Origin of the sequence: Belliella alkalica (genome assembly GCF_022549785.1) — a bacterium.
Classification (GTDB): Bacteria; Bacteroidota; Bacteroidia; order Cytophagales; family Cyclobacteriaceae; genus Belliella; species Belliella alkalica.
On the sequence record NZ_JAKZGO010000024.1, the window covers coordinates 22,339 to 39,524 of the forward strand.

At 36.1% G+C, this 17,186-nt stretch carries 14 protein-coding genes; 4 read left to right on the forward strand and 10 right to left on the reverse strand.

Annotated elements, in window-relative coordinates; all coding sequences use genetic code 11:
- Positions 1-299: 299 nt before the first annotated feature.
- Entirely contained in the window at positions 300-1,658 is a 1,359-nt protein-coding gene (locus tag MM213_RS18630) for an alanine/glycine:cation symporter family protein (protein ID WP_241414405.1), read from the forward strand.
- Position 1,659: 1 nt separating this feature from the next.
- On the forward strand, positions 1,660-2,769 hold the full coding sequence (locus MM213_RS18635) for a glycerate kinase family protein (protein ID WP_241414406.1): 1,110 nt from the start codon (positions 1,660-1,662) through the stop codon (positions 2,767-2,769).
- Here the strand turns inward: MM213_RS18635 and MM213_RS18640 are convergent.
- From MM213_RS18640 to fsa, 5 genes are all read right to left on the reverse strand, one after another.
- Complete coding sequence (locus MM213_RS18640) at positions 2,756-3,205, reverse strand: GNAT family N-acetyltransferase (protein ID WP_241414407.1); 450 nt, start codon at positions 3,203-3,205, stop codon at positions 2,756-2,758. The two genes, MM213_RS18635 and MM213_RS18640, sit on opposite strands and share 14 nt — an antisense overlap.
- 122 nt (positions 3,206-3,327) lie before the next feature.
- A complete protein-coding gene (locus MM213_RS18645) occupies positions 3,328-4,776 on the reverse strand; it encodes a S41 family peptidase (RefSeq protein ID WP_241414408.1) in 1,449 nt (482 codons plus the stop codon).
- A gap of 299 nt (positions 4,777-5,075) precedes the next feature.
- A complete protein-coding gene (locus tag MM213_RS18650; RefSeq protein ID WP_241273456.1) occupies positions 5,076-5,789 on the reverse strand; it encodes a cell division ATP-binding protein FtsE in 714 nt (237 codons plus the stop codon).
- Positions 5,790-5,791: 2 nt separating this feature from the next.
- Positions 5,792-5,995: a fructose-6-phosphate aldolase gene (locus MM213_RS18655; RefSeq protein WP_241414409.1), complete on the reverse strand. Its 204-nt coding sequence runs from the start codon at positions 5,993-5,995 to the stop codon at positions 5,792-5,794.
- A gap of 115 nt (positions 5,996-6,110) precedes the next feature.
- Entirely contained in the window at positions 6,111-6,770 is a 660-nt protein-coding gene (fsa, locus tag MM213_RS18660) for a fructose-6-phosphate aldolase (protein WP_241414410.1), read from the reverse strand.
- Between the two features lie 378 nt (positions 6,771-7,148).
- Between fsa and MM213_RS18665 the strand changes: the two genes are divergently transcribed.
- Positions 7,149-10,313, forward strand: a complete 3,165-nt coding sequence (locus MM213_RS18665) for an AsmA-like C-terminal region-containing protein (protein WP_241414411.1) — start codon at positions 7,149-7,151, stop codon at positions 10,311-10,313.
- A 212-nt stretch (positions 10,314-10,525) separates the two neighbouring features.
- On the opposite strand, the gene MM213_RS18670 is transcribed toward MM213_RS18665, so the two are convergent.
- The 5 genes from MM213_RS18670 to MM213_RS18690 form a co-directional block, all read right to left on the reverse strand.
- Positions 10,526-10,858, reverse strand: a complete 333-nt coding sequence (locus MM213_RS18670; RefSeq protein WP_241414412.1) for an antibiotic biosynthesis monooxygenase family protein — start codon at positions 10,856-10,858, stop codon at positions 10,526-10,528.
- Positions 10,855-12,039, reverse strand: coding sequence for a C40 family peptidase (locus tag MM213_RS18675; protein WP_241414413.1), 1,185 nt, complete (start codon positions 12,037-12,039; stop codon positions 10,855-10,857). Before MM213_RS18675 ends, MM213_RS18670 begins: the two co-directional genes overlap by 4 nt.
- Before the next feature lie 81 nt (positions 12,040-12,120).
- On the reverse strand, positions 12,121-13,422 hold the full coding sequence (locus tag MM213_RS18680) for an amidohydrolase family protein (protein ID WP_241414414.1): 1,302 nt from the start codon (positions 13,420-13,422) through the stop codon (positions 12,121-12,123).
- Between the two features lie 35 nt (positions 13,423-13,457).
- Positions 13,458-14,840, reverse strand: a complete 1,383-nt coding sequence (locus MM213_RS18685; RefSeq protein WP_241414415.1) for an amidohydrolase family protein — start codon at positions 14,838-14,840, stop codon at positions 13,458-13,460.
- A gap of 12 nt (positions 14,841-14,852) precedes the next feature.
- On the reverse strand, positions 14,853-16,547 hold the full coding sequence (locus tag MM213_RS18690) for an amidohydrolase family protein (RefSeq protein WP_241414416.1): 1,695 nt from the start codon (positions 16,545-16,547) through the stop codon (positions 14,853-14,855).
- Positions 16,548-16,786: 239 nt separating this feature from the next.
- Between MM213_RS18690 and MM213_RS18695 the strand changes: the two genes are divergently transcribed.
- Positions 16,787-17,149: a response regulator transcription factor gene (locus MM213_RS18695; protein ID WP_241414417.1), complete on the forward strand. Its 363-nt coding sequence runs from the start codon at positions 16,787-16,789 to the stop codon at positions 17,147-17,149.
- Positions 17,150-17,186 lie beyond the last annotated feature (37 nt).

The following is a 17,186-nucleotide window of genomic DNA, read 5'->3' on the forward strand; positions in this document are numbered from 1 at the left end:
ATTTGGGTAAAAGTGAAATTGATACTAGATGTTAATTGATTTTCAAGATATTAAAATATGCGATTGTTTCGAAAAAATCTTCATTATTTTTATCCTCTTTTTGAAAAAAATTGATGAATGGGTTAATTTCTTTTTTTTGATTTGAATCTTACTAAGTTGTTGTAGATACTTTTCAACTTATTATGGAATCTATTCAGCGATTTAAGTTCTGTTCAAAGGTTTCTAGTAGCTATTGAAAACTTTTGTTTTGCAAAATCAAAAAAATGCTCTTAATATGCTATTTCATTTACATTTGAATAATGGGACAATTGATTGTTGATTTTAGTAATTGGATTTGGGACACGCCTATGCTTGTCCTCTTGATGGGTGGTGGTTTACTGTTGTTTTTATACTCTGGATTTCTGCCATTCAGACATTTAGGGCACGCTATTAAGTTGGTAAGTGGCAAATTTGACGACCAAAATATGCCTGGACAGATCAGTTCTACGCAAGCCCTTTCTGCTGCCATTGCTGCTACGGTGGGATTGGGAAATATCAGTGGGGTAGCTATTGCGATTAATATGGGTGGCCCTGGTGCAATATTCTGGATGTGGATGTCGGCATTTGTTGGGATGGCTACAAAATATTTTTCCTGTACACTTGCCATTATGTTTAGAGGTAAAGATGCAAATGGAGAAGTTCAAGGTGGCCCAATGTATGTCATCGAAGAAGGAATGGGAAAAAAATGGAAGCCATTGTCTGTATTATTCTCAGTAGCTGGTGTTTTGGGATTGTTGGCTATTTTTCAGGCAAACCAATTGACTGCAGTACTCCGAACAGTGCTTTTACAACCTAACAATTTGGATAGTGGTGATACTACCAAATGGATCTTGGGAATATCAATGATGTTGATTGTAGCTGTCGTCATTCTTGGAGGAATAAAAAGAATAGCAATGGTGGCTTCGAAGCTTGTACCATTTATGGTTGGATTGTATTTCATCACAGTGATCATCATTATGATCCAATATATAGGTGATGTACCTGAAATGTTGAAACTTATCGTTGTGGATGCCTTTACTGGAAATGCAGTGATGGGTGGTGCAGTAGGAGCGGTGATAGTAATTGGGGCAAGGAGAGCTGCATTTTCCAACGAAGCAGGCATTGGCACAGCTCCTATGGTACATGGTGCCTCCAAAAACAATGAACCGGTAAGAGAAGGTTTGATCGCTATGCTTGGGCCATTTATTGATACAATTGTGGTATGTACATTGACAGCTTTGGTTATTTTATTGACAGGTGTATGGGAAAGTACAGAAAATGATGGTGTGAAATTAACTTTATCGGCATTTGAAATGGCACTTCCTGGTTTTGGAAAGTACCTATTGATGTTGGCAGTTTTGGTATTTGCGCTTTCTACGATGTTTACTTATTCATACTATGGACACAAGTGTTTCAATTACCTTTTTGGTCCAAAAAAGGCCAATTACTATAATTACTTTTACCTCGTTACTATAGTAGCTGGAGCTGTGGCTTCACTGGAAGTGGTCGTGAGTTTTATCGATGGGATGTATGCTGTAATGGCAATTCCGACGATGATTTCTACGATCTATTTGGCTCCAAAAGTAAAAGCTGCTTCTAAGGATTATTTCAAAAGAATGAAAGCTGAGAAAAAGTATTGACATGAAAATTTTAATCTCACCTAATGCTTTCAAAGGAACGATGGAAGCAGATATTGCAGCTGCTATCATAGGAGAGACTTTGCAGGATTGTGACAAAGATTTTGATATTGAACTATGTCCCATTGCTGATGGTGGTGATGGGACTTGTTTCTTGTTGGGAAATGCTTTGAAATTGGAGCAGAAAGAGCTTTTCGCACTGGATGCAATAGGGAGACCGCGGTTGGGTTATTACTTTTTGGATACTGTGCATGCAAAAGCTTACTTGGACATCTCTACAGTGTCAGGTATCAAATTTCTTAATTCAGAAGAAATCAATCCTTGGATAGCCAATTCTTATGGGACAGGTGAATTGATCCAAGATGCCGTATCAAATGGAGCTAGACATATCATCTTGGGATTGGGAGGAAGTGCAAGCATTGATTTGGGTGTTGGGATTTTGAGAGCTTTAGGATTTCTTTTTTTGGATGAAAAAGGCAGGGAATTGAGTATGTTTTCTGACAATCTACTTTCGAAAATCAAATACATCCAAGCGCCAATTATAAAAAGAGATTTGAAATTCACTATTCTTTGTGATGTTGACAATAAGTTTTTTGGCGAGTCTGGAGCTGTTCCTGTTTTTGGTTTACAAAAAGGGCTGGAATCGGATCAGCATGCTGCTTATTTGACCTATTGCGAAAATTTGATTAGGATTTTTAGAGAGAAAAGTTCCAAGGAAATCAATGATTTGCCTGGTTTTGGGGCAGCAGGTGGAGTTGCTTTTGGTTTGGCGCATTTCTTTGATTTGACTATTGAAATGGGTTCAAAATGGTTTTTTGAAAAAGTAGAAATAGAAAAAAAGATAGCAACTGCAGAATTGGTAATTACAGGAGAGGGGAGATATGATAGTCAATCAGCAGGAGGGAAGGGAAGTTATGAGTTGTTGCAGATTTCAAAAAAACATCAAAAGAAAACCATCCTAATCACCTCTGGAGATGAAGGTGGAAAAGATGGCTTTTATTTGGTGATGTCATTGCCTGATTTGGATTTCTCAAAACCCGATTTCAGAAATACTGCTGAGCTTAACTTAAAGCAAATAACGATTGATCTTTACAAATCAATCAAGGCTTCATAAAAAAGCGCATTTTTTGCTTTCCGGTACTTCCTAGCCCGACATAAAACTTGATGGCCAATGCATTGAACTCAGGTGTTTGCCATTGGATATTTACGCAGTTTTTTTCTTTTGCAACAGCTTGGATTCTCTTCATGATCTCAGTGCCGATTCCCTTGCTTCTGATGCTTTCATTCAGGTAGAGGCAATCCATATACAAAAATGAAGCAGCATCCCAAGTAGAGTAATCAAAAGTATAAGTAGCGAATCCTTCTACTTTTCCATCAAATTCCACCACCCAGCAGTTAAGTCTTTTGGGATCTCCAAAAATCCCATCTCTGAGCGCTTCTACTTTACCTGTGGGTTCAAACTCTCCTTTTTCATATTCTGCATGTGCAGCACACAATCTCACCAAATCTTCAAGGTCTTTTTCTTCGCAATCTCTTATCTTATAATCCATGGGTAATTTCGGTTTTAATTAGCGATAATACGATTATAGGCTGATAAATAAAAGAAAAACCCGATATCGTTTTTAACAATATCGGGTTTTAGAAAATTAAATTTAATTCGGTATTTTTTGTTTTATTTTATTTTTTCGAAAGCTTCTTTTACTGATTTCGAATCTTCAAGTAAAAGTCCTTGTCTGATTTTTCTGTCCAATGAGGAAGATATTTGCTCCCTTTCTATTTTGGATCTTCTACCTGCAGGTGGCCTATTTAAAATCCTATCCATAGTAGCTTTTAATAAAGGTTCATTGAGGTTTCCAAGGTCTACTAAGTTAATGAAATCAAGTTCGTTGATATTGAAGTCCGGCGAAAAGCCGTTTCCATAATCAGATTGATCAAGGCTATTAAAGCTTTTTGTGATGATGGGCAACAAACCATAATTGTTGTTAGGATTATCTTCATCCTCAAAAGGTACTGAACCTACATTTTTACCATTGGTAACGTCTCCGATTAAGACTACCTCCATGTAAGGTCTCAGTGAATTGATCACTAATTCACTTGCTGATGCAGTTCTAGTAGATGTGATAACAAATACTTTATTTTCTGAAAGTAAATTTCCAATATTTTGACTTTTTTCTTTAAAGTTTGTTTGAACATTTTGGAATTGAGAAAATCTTGAAAGAAAACTGTTAAATTTTGTTTTGGAGAATACACTTGTCGAGGTAATATTCGGAGCAATCAAACTAGCTAAATTGACAGAACTAGAAACATATCCTCCTCCATTATATCTAAAATCAATTATTAAATGATTAATACCTTCAGCCTTAAAGTTGGCAAAGACCTCATCCATTTGAAGGTCATATCTTGTATCCATTTCTCCTTCTGAATTTTCAACCCCAGGGGAAAAGAAGTTATAAATAAAATATCCGATTTTCTGATTGTCAATAGTATATATTGTGTCTAAGAAGTTAGGATTTTCTTCAATCAATGTAGTAGTAAGATTAATTGATTGACCTGCAGCGTAAGTGTTGTTTCCTTCGTCAAATCTTCGATAAGTTACAGAGTGACTTGATGAAATACCTCTCAATAATGATTGATAGTTACCTAAAGTCATTGTTGTCCCATTGATTTGAGTTAAAATATCTCCTCTCTTTAACCCCTCGATATCAGCTGGACTTCCTTTTTTTATATAAGTAACTGGCGCTATGACATTTTGATTGTCAGGACTTTCACGCATTAAACTGAATTCATATCCTGCTTCAGTAGATACTCCCGATAGACTACTCATTAATTCTTGAAAATTTGGGTAAATTACCGAAAATCTATCTGTTGGTTTGAAAAGTAAAGATTGGAAATAAGCAGTAGGCTCAGAATTCAATGAAATTGGAGTTCCCATATCATCTAGCCAATAGTATACTTCCCTCATCACAGATTGTATCCAATTGTTGATAGCAACATTTGGAGAAGGTACTACTTCTTCCTTCTCATCTGGCTTGATGTCATCATCCTCTTTACAAGAAAAAATAACAGTAGCCAAAATAACAAAGAACAAATAAGTTCTAAACTTGTGTTTGAATGAAATCATAACTTTTAATTTGGAGATTTAACTTTTTACAATCTGTTTTTGTTTTCACTAAGATGATTTTACAAAAAGATAGATTGAAGGGGAGTAATTTAATAGAAAAAAATAAAACATTGATATTCTTTAATTAAATTTTCATTTCTACCTGTTCAAAAGAAAGGCACTCTTTCCATTAAATACTTGATATAAGTAGTTTAATACCTACAAAAAAAGCTTGCTATTCCCAGATACGAGAAATTACTGTAATATCAGATGTTAAAAGTTTTCTATTGTCTATATCACTTTGGAGGGGCAAGGTTTCATCAATATGAAGAAGTATTGATAGAAATGTCAGAAGTCTTGCTATCCAAAAGCAATCCCTTTTCACATTTCAATACTCTATATGGATATTTTCTGAGTAAATCATGGTTGTGGGTAGCCATCAGGATTGCAGTCCCCTGTTTGTTGATTTCCTGAAAAAGTTTAAATACACCGTCCGCTACATCAGGGTCCAGATTACCAGTAGGTTCATCAGCTAGTAGTATTGCGGGTTCATTGATTAAGGCTCTAGCGATCACGACTCTTTGTTGTTCTCCTCCTGATAATTGATGTGGCATTTTGGTGGCAGCATCACCAAGATTTACTTGCATAAGGACTTCAGCCATCCTGCTTTTCATCTTGCTTTTGTCTTTCCATCCTGTAGCTTTCATCACAAAAAAAATATTTTCAGCTACTGATCTATCAGGGAATAATTGAAAGTCCTGAAAAACAATTCCCAATTTTCTTCTTAGAAAAGGGACGTCTTTATTTTTTATTTTATTTAGGTTGAATCCGACTATTTCGGCTTCTCCCATCCTAAGAGGTAAGTCGGCATAGAGGGTTTTGAGCAAGGAGCTTTTTCCACTTCCTGTTCTTCCTATTAGAAAAACAAATTCATTTTTTTCAATGCTGAAATCTACATTGTGCAATACTGCATCTAATCCTTGAAAGATTCCTGCATCTTGTACTTTTATGATCGGTTCTCCTGTGAAATCCATTCTTACAATTCCAATTTTTGAAGTTTTCCAAAAGGAAGATTTTTGATCAAAGCCTCTAAGGCTTCTTCTTTTCCTTCCAAACCAAATTTCTCAACATTCTTCATAGGTCTGTCAGCTCTAAAATATGCTACTAATACAAAGTTCTCATCTCTGATCTGTATATAATCTGGTATTTTAGCTTTGCCTTTGACTTTTATGATGTACATCTATTTGGGTCGGTTTGTATAACGATGAATATTCCCACGGATTACTTCTTTTGAACCTAAATTGTTATGATAATTCACAATAAAACTTCAAAATGCTAATCCGTGGGTTTTTATTTTATTTTCCAGCAGCTTTTGCGTGATCAGCAAGGAATGTAGCCAATCCAGAATCTGTCAATGGATGCTTAAGCAAGCCAGTGATTACTTTCAAAGGACAAGTTACTACATCAGCACCGATTTCAGCACATTTGATCAAATGCATAGAATGTCTTACAGATGCAGCCAAAACTTCAGTCGCGAAGCCATAAGTATGGTAAATGTGTACAATTTGCTCTATCAACTCAAGACCATCGTAAGAAATATCATCAAGTCTCCCGATAAATGGTGATAGATAGGAAGCTCCTGCCTTTGCGGCTAAGATTGCCTGACCTGCAGAAAACACCAAAGTACAGTTTGTTCTGATTCCTTCAGAGTTGAAATACTTGATTGCTTTTACGCCATCTTTGATCATTGGGATTTTTACCACAATTTTATCATCGATTTTAGCCAACTCTTTACCTTCTTTGATCATGCCTTCAAAATCAGTAGAGATTACCTCAGCACTTACTTTATCATCTACAATATCACAGATTGCTTTGTAGTGAGCTCTAACATTTGCGTCTCCGCTAATGCCTTCTTTTGCCATCAATGACGGATTGGTAGTAACGCCATCAAGGACTCCAAGGTCGTATGCTTCTCTGATTTCGTCAAGGTTTGCAGTGTCAATAAAGAATTTCATTTTTTATAGGTTTAATGATTAATGTTAATTCAACAAAGTTAAAGGAATATCTAGTATTTAGAAGATCAAATATTTCCTTTCTTCAAAAAAGAACTAATTTTTAGACTTTTATTGTTTGAATTTGAGTTTCTAAGATATCATAAGTTTGTGTGCTAGTTAGAGAAACTTGGATGATGGTATAATTTGACTGCATACTTTCCTTTGCCAAGGCATCTAAGTAAAGAATATTTATCATGTAGATTATAGATGTTAGAATCTAGATTCCCAATTCTAAAATCTTAAATTTAGCCAAATTGCGTGTTTAGATTAAGATAATGTAGATTAATTAGTTATACTTTTACATTAATTTTGCGTTAGAATTAGAGTAATAAAATACAAATGAAGAAAAAAAGATTATTAATCATATCCCTGTTTTTTTTAGTCCCAACCTTGATTTTTGTCATTTCAATTTGGGTTGTTTATAGTAAGCAAAAAGTGTTGACGCAAAATGTTTTGACTACCATCAATGAAGAGTTTGTTGGTGAGATTACAATCGAAGATTCTTACATTTCTCCATTTGCAAATTTTCCCTATATATCAATAGATCTGAAAAACATTAAATTTTTTGATTCGAAAGCAAAAGACAACAAACCTATTTATGAAGCTGAAGATTTCTACATTGGCTTCAACGTATGGGACATCATTCGGAGTGAGTACAAAGTGAAAAAATTGAAGATTTCTAATGGTCATTTGGATATTATAAAATTTGAGAATGGAGATATCAATCTACTTTTGGCCAAAGGAGTGAAAGATCAAAATATAGAAGATGACAAAGATCAAGCTGAGTTAGCTTTTGACTTGGCAGGTCTTACACTTGATAAATTTGATATTACATATTCAGATTTGTCAAGTAAGCAGGATTTAGTATTTCATATTGACCAGCTTTTGACCAGCTTCAGTATGAAGAGTGGACATATTTATGTAGATGTAGTTTCTGATTTGATATTTGATCTTGACCAAGATGGTAAAAACACATTTTTTGCTGATAAAAAAGTCCATCTGGATTTGGAGCTTGATTATTTCGAGGATTTGGAACAATTGATGATTTCACCTTCAAGGATTAGATTAGAAGAGGCTGTACTTGCACTAAGTGGTCAGGTAAATATGATAGAAGAAGGGATGGATTTAGACTTGAGTTTAAATGGAGAGAAACCTGATTTCAATATTTTTGCAGCATTTTTACCAAATGATGCCGCTCAGATACTCAAGAGATATAAAAATGAAGGAGAGGTTTATTTTTCAGGCTCTGTAAAAGGTATCGCTGGAAATGGACAAAGCCCAGCAGTTGCTGTGGAATTTGGTGCAGATAATGCTTATTTTCTCAATTCAGGAATACAAAAGAAAGTAGATGAATTAAGGTTTTCAGGTTTTTATACCAATGGAAAGGAGAGAAGTCTAAAGACTTCAGAAATCCAGCTGCAAAATTTTTATGCAAGACCTGATGAAGGGATTTTTCAGGGAAGGATAATCATCAGAAATTTCGAAGATCCATATGTCAAAATTAATGTGAATGCTGATCTTGATTTGGGATTCTTGGGTGAGTTTTTCGAGTTGGATGGTCTGAAGGGGATAGAAGGTCAAGTTCTTTTGGATATGGACTTTGATGAGTTAATTGATATGGATTTGACGATGAGTTCTATATCTAGTGTAGAGGGAAGTCTCCAAAGTGAATTGACTTTAAGGAACCTAAGTATTCAGATACCTGAATATGGACTTCCTATCAAAAATGCCAATGGATATGCTTATATGAAGAAAGGCAAGGTTGTATTGGATTCTTTGAGTTTTAAAATAGGGGAGTCTGACATGGCGTTTTCAGGAGAATTGAGTGATTTCCCAGTATTACTTCATGCCAATGACTTACCAATCAAAGCAAAACTTAATGCGAAGTCTAATTATCTGAATATGAAAGAATTGACCCTATCAGATTCAAGTAATACAAGAATAAATGAAGAAATTACTGATTTTCAGATTAAGTTGGCATTTGAGACTACAGGGAAAGAGCTTTATCAATATGATTACCTACCAGAAGGAGAGTTTTTTATTGAGGATTTGTACGCCAAATTCAAAAACTACCCTCATCTATTGCATGATTTTCATGCAGATGTTTTTATCCGAGATGAATATCTTGAAGTGAAGGATTTCAAAGGAGAAATTGACGAAAGTGATTTTCTCTTCACAGGTAAAATTGTTAATTACAAAAAATGGTTTCAAGATAAAAAGGTAGGGGATAGCAGTTTTGATTTTAAATTGACATCAAAGCAACTTAGGCTTAATGACCTTTTGAGTTATGATGGCGTTAATTATCTTCCTGAAGATTATAGTAAGGAAGTGATTTCAAACCTTAACTTGAAAGGGAAAGTTGATTTGCACTATCAAGGAGATTTCAAATCAGCAGACTTTTATTTGGAAGATTTGGATGGGAAAATGAAGATTCATCCATTGAAATTGGAAGATTTTGCCGGAAGGGTGCACTATGAAAATGATTACCTAACAATGGATAATTTCCGTGGGAAAATGGGAATGTCAGATTTTTCAATACAGCTAGGCTATTTTTTAGGGCAAAAAGATTCAATTCCAAACAATCCACAAAAGCAAAATTACTTTCATCTGAGATCACAAGTTTTGGATATGGACGCATTACTTGGCTTTGAAGGGATTGAAGTAGATACCAATCATCAAGAAGCATTCAATATATTCAAGTTGCCATTTTCCAAAATGGAGTTTAAAGCTGATATTGATAAGTTAAATTACCACACATTTTGGTTAAATGATATTGTTGCAAAAGCAAGAACTAACGAGGAGCACTTTTTGTATCTTGATACACTTGGATTTGGGATTGCAGATGGTTCACTCGGGGTTAAAGGTTATTTCAATGGTTCTAATCCAGATGAAATTTATTTCAGCAGTGAAATGACTGCAAACAAACTGGATTTGGATAAGCTTTTGATTAAGTTTGAAAATTTTGGACAAGATTATCTGATCAATGAAAATCTTCATGGCAAAGTAAGTGGTAAGATTACAAGCAAATTTTTGGTGTATCCAGATCTTACACCAATAATAGAGAAATCTGAAGCAAAAATGGATTTGACAGTTTACCAAGGTAGTTTGGTGAATTTCGCCCCTTTGGATGCCATGTCTAGCTATTTTTCAGATAGGAATTTGAAAAATGTACGTTTTGACACCCTGAGCAACACATTTGAACTTAAAGGAGGCATTCTCAATATCCCGAGAATGAATATCAATTCAAGTCTAGGTTTTATTGAGATATCTGGTAGCCAAAGTCTGGACCTGAACATGGATTATTTTATCAGGGTACCTTTGGCTTTGGTAACACAAGTTGGATTTAGAGCTCTTTTTGGAGGTAAGAACAAAGCTGAAGTTGACCCCGATCAAGAAGATGCCATAGTCTACAGAGATCAGGATAAAAGAGTTCGATTTGTCAATATCAATATGAAGGGAACTCCGGATGATTATAAGGTCAGCTTAAAAAAGGATGGCAAGTAGAATGAATGGTATAAACTAAAGTTGGAAATTATTATATGATAATCTGCAATGCCATCAATAGGTGAATTTCCCAATAAAATCATACATGTAGTTTTTATTGGTTGATTAGTAATTATTGCATCAATTGACTAAATATATATCAATTTATTTGGCTACTGGTAAGAAAACTAGCACGTAAAATTAATAGATAAAAAATTTATTTGATTGCTTTGTCAAGTATTCAAAGTGTCAGAAAAACCATATTCTCTCTCTACTCTGCAAATTCTAGTTTTGAATTGTTTATACCATTTTTCTTTTCCTAACTTTTGAGCAATAAGATGTTCGGAATTTGCTTTCCAATCTTTTATGTTTTCCAAACTTTTCCAATAACTGATAGTAATTCCTAGCCCATCTCTTGCGGACTCGTGACCAAGATAACCTTCCTGTTTGATGACGAGAGTTTCCATCAATTCAGCCATTTCATGATAACCTTCCTGATTATTTTTGAGAAGGCTTGTGAATATGACTGCGAAATATGGAGGTTTTGGCGTTTCTGCTATTTTCATGAGTTTTTGGGAATAGACTCAAAAAGGTCTTCGACATTCTTGATGTTTTTACTTTCTTTACCTACGATTCGTTTGGTTCTTAGGTAGCGATTGAGCTCATATTCATCATAATCAGGACTTGAAGGATCAAAACTCCCTATACGAACCCTTCCTCTAGAATGGATAAATGAATTGTTTCCAATCCACATGCCTACATGGACTATACGTTCTTTTTTATCTTCGCTTTGTTTTTCTCCAAAAAACAACAAATCCCCTACTTTGAGATTTTCCCATTTTCTATTAGAATCCACTTCTTCTCCCTCATGAACTTGTTGTGAAGCATCTCTTGGGATGATTTCGCCATTGAGAAAATAGATTGTCTTGGTAAATCCACTACAATCTACACCTTTAATAGATGTACCTCCCCAAAGATATGGAACGCCCATCATTGATTTTGCAGTTTGAATTAGGTTTTCTTCGCTCGTTTCTCTAGACCCCATCCACTTGTCGAAAGACATCAAATGATTTTTTTTGACATATCCAGACCTACCATCTGGTAGCACCACTTCCAAATGTTTTTCTCCTTCTTTGGCTGCCACCAAAATATTTCCTGCCACTAAATCAGTTACAGTTTCATCTTCATTTTCTGTGGAAAAAACATGGCCGAAAAGTTCTGTAAAAACAACTTTTTCACTTTTGTACCAATCATTGACTTCTTGTTCTGACATCAATTGAATACCAGCAGCATCTACCCATGATATATATCCATCAGGTGTTTGGACGAGATACCAAGAGCTTTGTTTTTTCAATACTTTCAATGGAGTACCGAGAGTAGCCTGAGTAGCTAGTTCAGCAGAATGCTTTGCATCACTTCGGATATTGGCTACCGATATCGTTACTACAGCATATTCTTTTCCGTCAAGGTCAACCTCAGGAAGTAGTTTTATATTGTTGTCATACTTGATTCCGAGAGAATCTATATGAGCTAAAAACGGGGTTAATGCATGATCAAGGTTTGTCTCTCCACTAAGGGTTTTTCCATCCCACTGTATGTCCCATAATGCGACCCGTTTGTCAGGGGCATAACCTGTTCGGAAGATTTCGATAGCTTCCTGCATTGGATCTTCATTTGATGTATGACAAGATGCTAAACATAGAAAAATCAGAAACCAATAGCTTAAGTTCGCATTGAGTATTTTCATAACAAATATTTTTTTTACAAATGAATAAAAAAAATGCGGGCTTGAAAATCAAGTCCGCATTTTTTAAAAGGATTTTTGAGATTACTTCTCCAAGCCTGGTGATCTTTCTAAGAATTCTTGATATAGCTTGATATGCCTGTTGCTCATTGGGACCCTGTATCCATCTATAAACACATGGTATATTTGCGTACGTGTTTCGAATGGATCGCCAGAGGAAACAAAAAGGGTAGCGTCTTTCCCAGCCTCTATAGATCCTCTTCTATCAGCAATGCCAAACACTTCGGCTGCATTGATTGTGACAGCTTTCAGAGCTTCTTCTTTGCCCATTCCATAAGCTGCTGCAAATCCAGCATTGAAAGGAAGGTTTCTGGTATTTTCTGTATCATTTGATCTGATTACTACTTTTACACCAGCTTTGGCCATTTTGCCGGGATTGGTGTAAGCAGCATCATACCTATCTGATTGTCGGGTAGGAATTGACAAAACAGGCCCCGTAATTACTGGAAGTCCAGATGCTGCGATCTTATCTGCTACTCTCCATCCTTCAGCTACTCCGGTAAGGATTGCTTTTACACCTTTTTCTTCGATCCACTTGATAGCAACCTCAATATCTGTTGCTGCATTTACCTCAACCAAAAGAGGAAGCTCTCCAGTCACAGCCTTAGCTAATTGTTCCATTTCTGGATAAAACTTTAGTTCTCCTCCAGCAGCTTTCAGTTCATGGTATTTGACTGCTCTACCCCAAATGTCATTGAGATCTTTTTGGGCTTTTTCAGCATCTTTTTTTACTTCCTCATCACTTCTTCTATCCCAAGTACTTCTTCGGGCAGATGTAGGGAAATTCAAAATAATACCTTTAAAACCTGCGTACATTTGATCTGGCGTATATCCATTCAGGTTTATCAATGCAGCAGTACCAGGGAAGATTCCACCAGCTGGGTTAGCCAATGTTGTGGTCACGCCACTTACTCTTGTTACTGGAATTGCTTCTGAATTTGGGTTGATAGCTACCAATGCTTGCATATTTGGCGTCACATTTCCGATTTCAGAGAAATCCTGTGTTTCCGGTACAGAATTGACTTCTACCAAACCCAGTTTTCCACCACCATCAAAAAGTCCTGGGTAAATAAACTGTCCAGTACAATCGATCACTTCAGCGTCTCCAGCAGGAACATCCTTACCAACTGCTTCAATCTTTCCGTTGACAATCAAGACACTTCCTTTCTCAATGTTTCCTTTTGTGACAGTGACTACAGTTGCATTTTGGAGAAGAAACTTCCCATTTCTTGGCTTGATGAATTCTCCATCGAATTGTTGTGCTTGCGACAACAAGGGTAGGAGAGCCATTGCCATTGTATATATTATTGCTTTATATTTCTTCATGATATATTAGATTTTTGAAATATCCTTTGATCGAATTAGTGAGAATGTTCAAATAAATTTCTTCCGAAATTGGTAAAAAAGAAATCTACACCATGCATACAGCTATGGTCATGCTCTTTCAAGAATATCGGCTCGACCGTTTCCATAGCGCTTACACTGATTCTCATGTCATTTTGATCCTCTTCGATGTCAAAATATTTCACTCCATCTACAAATGTCATCTGAGGAATGGCATACACAGAAAGTGGGTGGTCATTGAATATAACCAAATCACCTTGTTTGCCTTCTTCTATTGATCCCACTTTGTCAGCTATACCAAGTTGCTTAGCAGGATTGATGGTGATCAATTCCAATGCTTGCTGATCACTCAACTGTCCATATCTCTGTGTTTTGCCAGCTTCGTGATACAAATGTCTGATCAATTCTCCTGAATCAGAGTTGATGGAGGTGATTACACCATTTTCGGTCAAAATAGCGGCATTGTAAGCAGTAGAATAATACACTTCAAACTTGTAAGCCCACCAATCTGCAAAAACAGATGCCCCCATTGTATATTCTGCCAATTCGGGAGCCACTTTGAAACCTTCATTTACATGGGAAAATACAATGTTAGTAATTCCAAAATCTCTACATGTATTGATTAAGGCATAGATTTCATCAGCTCTGTATGAATGACAATGGATGATTACTTTCCCATCAAGTATGTCAACAAGTGTCTGGAGTCTTCCGTCATATTTTGGAGGAATTGGCGTTGCACCTTTTTGCTTTGATTCATTTTGGTAGTTTTCCCATCCTTTTTTGTATTGCAAGGCTTCGTTGAAACCATTTCTGATGATAGCTTCTACACCCATCCTAGTTCTTGGTTGGATGTTTTTACCTCTACCATGTACTCTTGTAGGATTTTCTCCAAGAGCAAACTTAATTGTCCTTGGAGCTTCTTTCATGTAAAGATCCTCTGGGTTGAATGTTCCATAGCGATGTTTCAAAGTGATGTTTTGACCGCCTATTGCATTTGCTGAGCCATGCATTGCATGGGAGATAGTCACCCCACCGGCAAGCGCTCTGTAGATTCCAATATCATACGGATCTACTACATCTGCCATTTGTACTTCAGATGTGATAGGTGCTGTAGCTTCATTGACGGCATCAAGAGCTACATGTGAGTGAGCGTCAATGATTCCTGGCATCACATATTTGCCTTTGGCATCTACAGTGGTGACATTGTTTGCAGTAAGTCCTTTTCCTATTTTTTTGATGATTCCATTTTCTACAAGGACATCTGTATCTTCCAGATCACCTTGGGTAATGGTAATTACGGTTGCATTTTTGATAAGCACAGAGCCTTTTTGGGTTTGTCCCTTTGAAGGCATCCAAACCATTACCAAAAATGCGGCTAAGATATAATTAAGCTTTTTCATTTTTATTCTGGTTTAAAGATTGGATTGATTTGGCTTTTTCGTTGCGGTCAGTGGAAAACTCCCAAATTCAGCAAGTGACATTTTTCCTGTAAATTTCTCGTCTGAAATATCACCAGAAACTGACACTTTGATTTCCATACCACCTGCGGAAACGTCAAATGAAAAGCTCAATGCATTATCTTTTGCAATGATATTTTTCATTGGCGCTTCTGCTTTTCCATTTCCAGATGGGTCATCATAAGTAATTGTCCCTTCATAGCTATCGCCAGAACGACCTATGGTCATCGTGCCACCAGAGCTACCCGCTGGAGTTTCTGACATGTATTCCCAAGTTCCAGCTACTGCTTCGCTCGTTTTGCCGTTTTTATTTCCATTGGAGGCTTTTTTTGCTTTGGTTTCATAATCAAAAACATAACCATCGGCCACTACGTGTTTGATCTGAGCATCTTCTGAAAACAATGGAGCGGTAGTAATTACCATATTGGCCAACTTGCCTTTATCTAATGTTCCTGCGAATTTTTGGATACCTAAATTTTCTGCAGAATTGATCGTCAAAGCTGCCAAAGCTGCATCTTCACTTAGACCATTTTCGATCATGATTTTGATGTTTTTCATCAAGTCTCCTGATTTTGATCCGTTAGTAGTGAAACCGAATTTCACACCTTCTTTTTCAAGAATCCCTGCTTGTTTTAGAGCTGATTCATATGCCTCTTTCACGCGGTTTGTGCGACCTTCAGCTTCTTCACTTAGGTCTTCAGACTTATTTTTAGTTTTGTCTTCTGGCAAAGTCAAAGCCAACAACACAGTTGCATTAGCAGCCTTGATTTCTTGGATTACTTTTTCAACTTCAGTTACTCCTGAGAGTACCAGTTTGAATCCAAGTTCCTTTTGTAGTCTTAGTGCCCTTCTAATTTCAAGATCATTGGAAACCTCAAAGATGACTGGGATGTTCTTATCCAATACAGGATACATTGCCACGAGTGTTTTATTTATCTCTGGTCTATTCAATCCTGAGTTTGAAGTGAAAAGATTGGTATGTTTTGAGGATAATTCAGCGTTTTTATAAACATCCCTAAACTTTGCCATTACACCTAATGGAGTACCAGGGTACATTCCCCTGGAGCCTCTAAATCGTGCACTGACAGCTGTGTTTTGCATCAAAACATTTGTTGAATTTGGACTTCCAAATACTACAATAGCTGATTTCCCAGAGATCATACCTCCATCAGGTATCATTTGCGCTATTGTAAAGCCAGCTTTTCTCCAATCATTGATGGAGTTGCTATTCATATCGAGTTGATCAAGAACATTTCTCCAAGGAGTGATCCCAGCAAGCTCGTCTGATGGGTTGGAGGAATCAAAGTTTGATGGTCTTTCAAGATCTGCTGGTCTTGAAATACCCGCCGAACTAGCTCCGTCTATAAATCCTGGGTAGATAAATAGCGAATCCCCATTAATGATGTCAGTGCCAGCAGGAATTGTGATATTTGTTCCTACTGCTGAGATAAGACCATCCTTCAAAACGATGGTGGCTCCACTGATAGTTTTCCCTGGTGATGTTGTGATAGTAGCGTTTTTGATAGCATAGTTTCCAGTTACCCTTTTGGTCCCGCTGGGATCACTTTGAGCTAGTAAGTTGGAACTTGCTAAGAAAAACATCACCATCAAAAAGCTACATTGTAACTTAATTTTTGTGTAGATTTTCATTCTATAGATTGATGATTGGTTGAATTATTAAATTGTAATCTAGTAAAAGATTCTTTTTTGAAAAATCTTTATTTTTTCTTTATGCTTAAAAATGTTAGGAACGGCAATTTTATTAAATTGTAAATCAAATTCATATATTTATAAATATCTCCATTAAAATTGTACTTTGGATGTGATTTGGCATAACTTTTTTTATAAAAAAAACCACGTATCTTTCGAATAAGGAAAAATGTAGAAGGATGAAAAATGTTTTGATAATTGAAGACGATAAGCTTATCTCACGCTTAGTACAGTTTAGACTCAAAAAGGATGGTTATAAAGTTATAATGGCTGAGGATGGTCTTCAAGGTATTATTGCTATTGAGAATGAATCACCAGATTTGATCATAACAGATGTGATGATTCCTTTCAAAAACGGTATAGAGATCATCAATCATGCAAAGAAATTCAGTCCTAAAGTCCCAATTATAGTTTTAAGTTCATTGGGTGAAGAAGAAGGTACCGTAATGGAAGCATTTAATTTAGGGGCCTCGGATTTTATACCAAAACCATTCAATCCTAATGAGTTGGCAATAAGGGTAAAGCGCTTGTTAAATAATTAACTTAATTAATGAAATTCTTCTGTTCAAAGAATAGTGC